This window comes from Caldisericaceae bacterium, from assembly GCA_036574215.1.
Classification (GTDB): Bacteria; Caldisericota; Caldisericia; order Caldisericales; family Caldisericaceae; genus Caldisericum.
The window spans coordinates 1-8,162 of the sequence record JAINCR010000086.1 but is presented as its reverse complement, the minus strand read 5'-3'; the positions used below and the strand labels follow the sequence as shown (position 1 = coordinate 8,162).

8 protein-coding genes are annotated in these 8,162 nt (G+C 33.7%); 2 read left to right on the top strand and 6 right to left on the bottom strand.

The window, feature by feature from the left end; all coding sequences use genetic code 11:
* Nucleotides 1-142: 142 nt before the first annotated feature.
* The 4 genes from K6343_05435 to K6343_05420 form a co-directional block, all read right to left on the bottom strand.
* A complete protein-coding gene (locus K6343_05435) occupies nt 143-1,066 on the bottom strand; it encodes an ABC transporter permease (GenBank protein ID MEF3245402.1) in 924 nt (307 codons plus the stop codon).
* A 4-nt stretch (nt 1,067-1,070) separates the two neighbouring features.
* Nucleotides 1,071-2,138 carry an ABC transporter permease gene (locus K6343_05430; protein ID MEF3245401.1) on the bottom strand — a complete coding sequence of 356 codons (1,068 nt, stop codon included), beginning with the start codon at nt 2,136-2,138 and terminating at the stop codon, nt 1,071-1,073.
* A 9-nt stretch (nt 2,139-2,147) separates the two neighbouring features.
* Complete coding sequence (locus K6343_05425; protein ID MEF3245400.1) at nt 2,148-3,674, bottom strand: ABC transporter ATP-binding protein; 1,527 nt, start codon at nt 3,672-3,674, stop codon at nt 2,148-2,150.
* A gap of 69 nt (nt 3,675-3,743) precedes the next feature.
* Nucleotides 3,744-4,946 (bottom strand): BMP family ABC transporter substrate-binding protein, encoded by a 1,203-nt coding sequence (locus tag K6343_05420; GenBank protein ID MEF3245399.1) that lies wholly within the window; start codon nt 4,944-4,946, stop codon nt 3,744-3,746.
* A 161-nt stretch (nt 4,947-5,107) separates the two neighbouring features.
* Between K6343_05420 and K6343_05415 the strand changes: the two genes are divergently transcribed.
* Nucleotides 5,108-6,346, top strand: a complete 1,239-nt coding sequence (locus tag K6343_05415; protein ID MEF3245398.1) for a threonine synthase — start codon at nt 5,108-5,110, stop codon at nt 6,344-6,346.
* On the opposite strand, the gene K6343_05410 is transcribed toward K6343_05415, so the two are convergent.
* Both K6343_05410 and rpsU read right to left on the bottom strand, forming a co-directional pair.
* Nucleotides 6,347-6,601 (bottom strand): hypothetical protein, encoded by a 255-nt coding sequence (locus K6343_05410; protein MEF3245397.1) that lies wholly within the window; start codon nt 6,599-6,601, stop codon nt 6,347-6,349.
* Between the two features lie 44 nt (nt 6,602-6,645).
* Entirely contained in the window at nt 6,646-6,807 is a 162-nt protein-coding gene (rpsU, locus tag K6343_05405; protein MEF3245396.1) for a 30S ribosomal protein S21, read from the bottom strand.
* Between the two features lie 183 nt (nt 6,808-6,990).
* On the opposite strand from rpsU, the gene K6343_05400 reads away from it, so the two are divergent.
* On the top strand, nt 6,991-8,162 hold a 1,172-nt coding region (locus K6343_05400), incomplete at its 3' end, for a DUF438 domain-containing protein (protein ID MEF3245395.1).

Sequence of the window (8,162 nt, the reverse complement as noted above, 5' to 3'; positions counted from 1 at the left end):
CATCTTACGTGGTAGTGTTATTTACGATAGAGCGATTGGTATAGTAGGTAAACCTGGCTACGGAAGATACATAAAAAGCAAAAGTTAAAGAAGTTATTTTTTGCATTTTTTATAAATAAAAAGGGCTTTAAAGCCCTTTTTATCATTTTTCGCCTTTAACAAAAGGCTCACCCAAACTTGCAGGCGAACCTAAATGTTTTCTTATCAATTCTCTTGCAGTAATTAGTAGAATTAAAAGAGTTGCAACATAAGGTGTCATTTTTAGTATTGGAACTGGTATACCAAGTGGTTGGAGTATATACTGCAAAACATCAATTGTTCCAAAAAGATAAGAAACAAGTATTGCTTTAAGCGGATCCCATTGAGCAAAGATTGTAAGAGCAATAACTACCCAACCTCTTCCGCCTGTCATTCCTTCAATCCAAGAAGGCATATAAGCTAAAGTTAAGTAGGCACCAGCAAAACCACTAAAACAACCACCGACAAAAGTTGCAATATACCTTGTTAATGCTACGTTAACTCCTAAAGAATCAGAAGCTTTAGGGTTTTCACCCACGGATCTTAAATTTATGCCCATCCTGGTTTTAAAAAGTATAAACCAAGAAATTATTGCTAAAATTATTGCCAAATAGAAAAGGGGGTCTCTAATGAATAAAATTTTGCCTAAGAATGGTATTTTAGATAAGATTGGGATGATAATTTCTGAAAACCTCACAGGTAATGGTATTCCAATATAGCTTTTTCCCAACATTCCTGCGATTCCTGTCCCTATCATTGCAATTGAAAGTCCTGATAGAACTTGGTTTCCATTTAAAGTAATCGAAATAAACGCATGTAAGAGGGCAAGTATTCCACCTGCAAGTATCCCACTTAAAAGACCAATTAACACATTCTTTGTTATGTAAGTTATACTAAAACCAACAATTGCGCCAAGAGCCATCATGCCTTCAACTCCGAGATTAAGGATACCAGATTTTTCTGTGATTATTTCTCCAGTTGTGCCAAGCAAAAAAGGAGTTCCAGCAACCATTGCTCTTGCTAATGTAGACACAATTAAGTCAAACATTTTATCACCTTCTTATCATAATTTTATACTCTGTAAAAAAGTTACCAATTATCATAAAGACCAGAATAAAACCGTTAAATGTATTGATGGTTGCAAAAGGAAAACCTAAAGAAGTTTGAATTACATCTCCTCCTACGAGTATTCCCCCGAAGAAAATTGCAGAAAAAATAGCTATAATTGGGTTTAATTGGGCAAGCCATGCAACAATTATTGCCGTATATCCATAACCTGACGAAATTTGTGCTGGATAAGTTAAGTGCCTGTGAATTGCAGAGACTTCTCCCACCCCTGCTACTCCTGCAAGTCCTCCTGAGATTAACATCATAATAATTGTTATTTTGAGAAAATCAATTCCAGCAAATTTTGCACTATTTGGATTATCTCCAATTACCTTTATTTCATATCCAAACTTTGTTTTTTCTATAAATAAAAATATTAAAAAAGAAACTGTCAATGCAATAATAACCAATGTTAAACTTATTCTTGAGCCAGGGATTTGTGGGAGTACTGCCGACGGAGGAAAGTTATCAGTGTAAGGAAACCCGTACTGTGTTTTTCCCTTCCAGGGTCCGTATACAAGGTATTCAATGAAATCTTCTGCTATGTAGTTAAGCATAAGCGTTGTAATAATTTCGTTAATACTGAGCTTAACCTTTAGTATTGCTGGAATTATACCAAAAAGTCCACCTGCAAGAAATCCTAACAAAAACATAAGTAAAAGTGTTAAAAATGCAGAATGGTTTGGCCCAAAATTCAATGCAACCCAAGTAGCTACTGTTGAACCGACTAAAAGTTGGCCATTTGCTCCAATATTCCAAAACTTACCTTTGAAGGCTACTATAAGTCCTTGAGAGATAATAAGTAAGGGTATAGCCTTTGTTATAGTTTCCTTCAAGCCAAACGATGAACCAAATGAACTTTTCATAATCTTCCCAAATGCAAAAAAGGGATTCACACCTTTAAGTAAAAATATAAAACTTGAAAATATAACTGCTAAAATAATTGAAATAATATAAACACTATTAGTGAATCTCTTGGAAGTATTACCTCTTTTTTCAATATAGAAATGCATTTTATCCCCCTACATCTTTTTAGAACCAGCCATCATCAACCCAATTTCTTCAAGAGAAACATTCTCAGGTTCTACAATGCCTACAAATTCACCCTCAAACATCACCGCCATTCTATCACTTATTTGAAGAATTTCTTCAAGATCTTCTGAAACAAGCAAAACTGCACTACCTTCTTTTTTCTTTTTCACGAGCTCTTTTCTTACAAATTCTGTTGCAGCAATGTCTAAGCCATATGTCGGGTGAGCTGCAACTATTAATTTGGGTTTTTGTGCAGTTTCTCTTGCAAATATTAGCTTCTGGATATTACCACCAGATAGTAATTTCACTTTTGTATCGATTGAGGGTGTTGCTATAGAAAACTCTGAAATTAGGTTTGAAGTAAACTCTTTTATTTTAGAAAAATTAAGGATAGTCCTAACTGAGAATGGCATCTTATAATAAGCCTTTAGGACCGAATTTTCATATACCGATAAGTTTGGCGCAATACCAAATTTTATCCTTTCTTCAGGAATATGCGCAATCCCAAGTTCAGCGATTTCCCTTGCATTTTTATTCTGGATTTCTATTCCGTCAATCATTATTCTACCCTTTTTTACTGGCCTTAAACCAGTTATAGCCTCAACAAGCTCCTTTTGTCCGTTTCCAGATACACCTGCTATTCCTAAGATCTCCCCTTTTCTAATTTCAAAACTTAGGTTTTTTACAGCATCAATTCCCTTATCGCTCACCACAGTAATATCCTCTATTTTTACAACAACAGAATTATCCTCTACTTTCTCCTTTTTGAAATCAAATAAGATTTCTCTCCCAACCATCATTTTTGCAAGTTCTCTTTTTGAAGTCTCTTTTGTGTTCGTGGTTCCAACTACTTTCCCCTGCCTTAATACTGTCACATTGCATCCAAGTTCAAAAACTTCTTCTAATTTGTGTGTTATAAATATTATAGAGTGGTTGTTTTCTATTAGTTTTTTGATTACTTTAAATAATTCTCTTACCTCTTGTGGGGTTAACACAGAAGTTGGCTCATCCAAAATGAGAAGCTTTGCTCCTCTGATTAAAGTTTTTAGTATTTCAACTTTCTGTTGTTCACCAGCAGATAACTGCCAAATTTTTGCATTTGGATTTACATGAAGACCTATTTCTGAGGAATATCGCTCAATTAACTTAGAGATATTTTTAGTTGGATTTAAAAATGGGATATTTTCTAAGCCAAGAGCAATATTTTCAGCAACGGTATGGTTTTCTACAAGCATGAAATGTTGATGCACCATTCCAATGCCATATTTCATTGCAGCTCTTGGAGAATCAATATATACTTCTTTACCGTTAATTTTTATTTCTCCGCTATCCTGCTTATATATACCAAAAATAATGTTCATTAATGTTGTTTTTCCCGCCCCGTTTTCGCCTAAAAGAGCAAGAACTTCTCCACTTTCAATCTTTAATGAAATTTTATTATTTGCAATTACTCCCGGAAATTCTTTGTAAATATCAACTAATTCAAGTGATTTAAATTCAAATTTATTTTCAACCAAGGTCCTACTCCTTCCTTATAAATGTATAGGGGGACAAGCCCCCTATAGAAAACCTAATTACTAACCTTTTTATTGTTTAGGAATTTCTCCTACCACATTGTCAACAAACCAATCTATACTCCAAAGCATGTCGTGAGATGCTCTTTCTCCAGCTTTCAAGCGAATGTTCCCTTTTTGATCTTTGATTACTCCTGTAAATGGATCAAAAAGGACAGTTTCCTCACTCATCTGTTCTGCTCGTTTAAATATTAAATCATAGACGCTAATCTTCCCAAGAATTGGGTCATTAACAAATTTGTTTTTAAGTTCATTTTCAAATTTGGGGTTAATTGGGTTATTAAAATCTGCACCAAAAATGCATGAGTCTTCATGCATAAGCCACCAGTAATCTTTGGAGGTCCAAGCATTACCATAAACTCTTAGAAGGATGTCTTCATATATAGGTGTCCAGTCCGACAGTTGTCCTGAAACAACTGTGTCAGGACCATATTGAAGCATTGGACTGTAGTGTGAGAATGTATAGATTTGTTGTCCCTTTTTGGTGTGTTCTTCTCCAACATCAACAATTGCTGTTGAATCTTCTGTAAATGCAAGGGCGTCAACCCCTTCTGAAATAAGGGATTCTGCTGCTTCTTTTGCTTTTGCGGGGTCATACCAAGAGAAAAGCCAACGCACATAAACTTTTGCATTTGGATTAACCTCTTTTATACCAAGTGCAAAAGCATTGATATGTCTTACTACTTCTGGAATTGGGTGAGCAGCAACATAACCAATCTTGTTAGTTTTTGTTAATGCACCGGCCATTAAACCAGTAAGGTAATACGCTTGATAAAGTTCGGAAAAATACGTTCCCAAATTTGTATCTCTCTCATATCCAGAACAATGTTCAAAAATTACATTCGGGTACTTTTTAGCTGCTTCAACAGTTGCATTCATAAAGCCAAAACTTGTTGTAAAGACAATATCACACTTCTCTTCAGTTACAAGTCTATCAATGTATCTACCAGCATCAGCTTCTGGAACAGATTCTATATAAACAGTTTTCAGCCAGGGAAATTTTTTCTCCAAAGCCTTTCTTGCTTCATCGTGCGCTGCAGTCCATCCATAGTCTCCAGTTGGACCAACATAGATAAAACCAGCTTTAACAGTTTTTTCTTGCACAGTAGGTTGTGGTTGCTGAGATGTTTCTTGGGGCTTACAAGATACAGTAGTGAAAACAAGTGACAGCAACATCAATACTACCAACACGACCTTTAAAGTCTTTTTTACCATACACTACCTCCTCTTTTTTAAGATTGAAATTTATAAGAAATTTTAGTATTTTTTTACAAAAAAATCAATAGGTTAATAAAGATTCATTTAATTTGTATTATAATTATTGAAGAAAGTTGTAAGAAACAAGTAGCAATATCGGTATTGAAAGGAGCTATGCAATGGCTTACATTAAACATTTAAAGTGTTTAGTTTGTGGAAGAGAGTATCAAGAAAACGAGGTAATGTATACCTGTCCTCACTGTGGCAATGATGGACTTTTAGAGGTAAATTATGATTACGAAAAAATTAAAGAAGTTTTCACTCCTAATTACCTTAAGAATAACGACAATTTTACTATGTTCCGATATTTGCCTCTTCTTCCGATAAATGATTACAAAAAAATTGGCCCACTTAAAGTTGGATTTACCCCACTATATGAAGTAAAAAATCTAAGAGAAGATTTGGGAGTTACAGGTTTATTTATAAAAGATGATGGAAGAAACCCGACGGCTTCTCTTAAAGACAGAGCTTCAGCAGTTGTTGCTGTAAAAGCACAAGAACTGGGCTTAAAAGAAATCACATGTGCATCAACTGGAAATGCGGCATCTTCGCTTGCAGGGGCAACTTCCTCGCTTGGGTTAAAAAGTTACATCTTTGTGCCAAAAAATGCTCCTAAAGCCAAGATAACACAACTTTTAGTATTTGGAGCAACCGTTTTTGCAGTCAATGGCTCATACGATGAGGCCTTTGAACTTTCAATTAAAGCAACAAAAGAATTTGGTTGGTATAATAGAAATACTGGTTTTAATCCTTACACGGTAGAAGGTAAAAAAACAGTTGCTTTAGAAATCGCTGAGCAACTCAACTTCGATGTTCCTGACTACGTTTTTGTGTCAGTAGGTGATGGAAACATTATCTCAGGTGTCTATAAAGGATTTCTTGATTTGTTAGAACTTGGTTTTATAAGTAAAATGCCCAAACTTGTTGCTGTCCAAGCGGAAGGCTGTAAACCAGTTGTTGATGCTATTAATGGTGATGGTGTTATAAGGCCAGTTGTTCCTACAACCATTGCTGATAGTATTTCTGTAGGGATACCTCGCTCTGGTATTATGGCAGTAAACTACGTTAAAAAATCTGAAGGGTTTGGTATTAGTGTTAGTGATTCTGAGATACTTTACGCCATTAGATATCTAGGAAACAAAAGCGGCATTTTTGCAGAGCCAGCTGCAGCAGCTTCTTTTGCGGGATACTTAAAATCTTTAAAAAGTAAATTAGTTGACAAATACGATAAAGTTGTTGTTATAATTACCGGTAACGGTTTGAAAGATATAGAAAATGCAATTAAATCTGTAAATGAACCACTCTTTATTGAGCCTAATATTGAGGAAGTAAAAAAATTGATAAATAAAATAAGTTAATTACTCCGCTAGGGGCATAATACTTACAACTTTCTCTTTATTAACAAGAATAAAATCTTTCTTTATGAAAATATCTTCGGAATTAACTATTTTTATTTCTGCTTCGGTAACAGCAATGAATACTGTCTCTTTAAGAAACTTATTTAATGCATCTGACAAACGAATATTTGCAGGGACAAAAATAAAGCCTCTAATAATAAACCTTTCTGTCAAAATCTCTACTTCAATTTTTTTTAAGTTTGGGTTTATAGCCATTTCGTCACCTTAATAATTAAAGGCAGGTTATACCTGCCACAGTTTTACTTCTTTTTTACATCCTTTTGTTTTTTCTTAACACTAGGAGGAATGTAATACCTCCTCTTTTTAATTTCAGCATAGATGCCATCTTTGGCGCATTCTCTTCTAAATCTCTTTAGCATGTCCTCTAAGGACTCATTTTGTCTTCTACGAACTTCTGCCACTGGTTTTCCCCTAACTCTTGTTAGGATAATCGCCTCCTTTCAATTTTTCTCTAATCAAGTTTACAGATTTTTAGAATATTGTCAATAGTTTTGAGGCATATACAACAAAAATTTCTTAAAATAATGGGTAATTTTTTCTTGCAAAATATTACTTTTTTAGTTATAATTTATTAGAGGTGAAAAATGAGTGAATTTATACAAAATAACTTAACAAGAGAGGAAAGAATAAACTTAATGAAAAACTTACTTATTGACATGGACAAAGGGCTTATTACCCCACAAGAGGTAAAAGAACGCTTTGGGAAAATTCTTGAAAATGTTCATCCTGCAGAAATAGCAATAATAGAAAATATTCTTATAACACAGCATCACTTTCCGCAGGAAAAAATACACAAATTATGCGATGTGCATATTGATATCTTTAGAGAATCTCTTGATAAAGAAAATATAGATCTCCCTAAAGAACACCCTCTGAAAATATTTCTAAGTGAGCATAAAAATATTTCCCAAATTCTAAAGAAACTCTTAGATATTGCAAAAAATATTGAAGAATCAAGCTTAAGTCAAATTCCGCAGATTCTTAAAGAAAATAATGAGTTATTTGAACTTGTTTTTGATATTGAAAACCATATGGTTAGAGAAGAAAATGCTTTATTCCCATTTTTAGAAAAACACGATGTAATACAGCCTCCACAAATTTTGTGGAAGGAGCATGATTCTCTAAGAAAACGCTTTAAAGAAGTTCGATCTTATCTTTCTAAGGAAACAGATTTTACATTAGATGATCAGAAAAATTTATCTACCTTATTAAAATACATTGTTGATTTAAAAGTTTCTCACATTTTTAAAGAAAATAAAATCTTATTTCCTACTGCAATTGATAAACTTACAACAGAAGAATGGGAAAGTGTGTTTGAGAGCATGCTTGATATAGGGTTTGCTAAATATACAGACCAAGAGTTAACTCAAAAACGTAATTACGTTGAAAAAAATGAATTTATAAGTGGTTATTTGAATCTTAAAACAGGAAAATTCAAATTAGAAGAATTAGAAGCAATTTTCGAAACCATACCAGTTGAAATAACGTTTATTAATAAAGATGATATTGTTCAATTTTTCAATAGAGGCGACAAAAGAGTATTTGTAAGAACTAAGGCTGTTTTGGGAAGGACTGTGCAAAACTGCCATCCTCCAAAAAGTGTTCATATAGTAAATAAGATACTTGATGATTTCAAAAGTGGAAAGCGTTCTTTTGTAGATTTTTGGATAAATCATAATGATAGATTAATATATATAAGATACTTCGCTGTAAGAGATGAAAATGGTAATTATTTAGGAACACTTGAATTGACGCA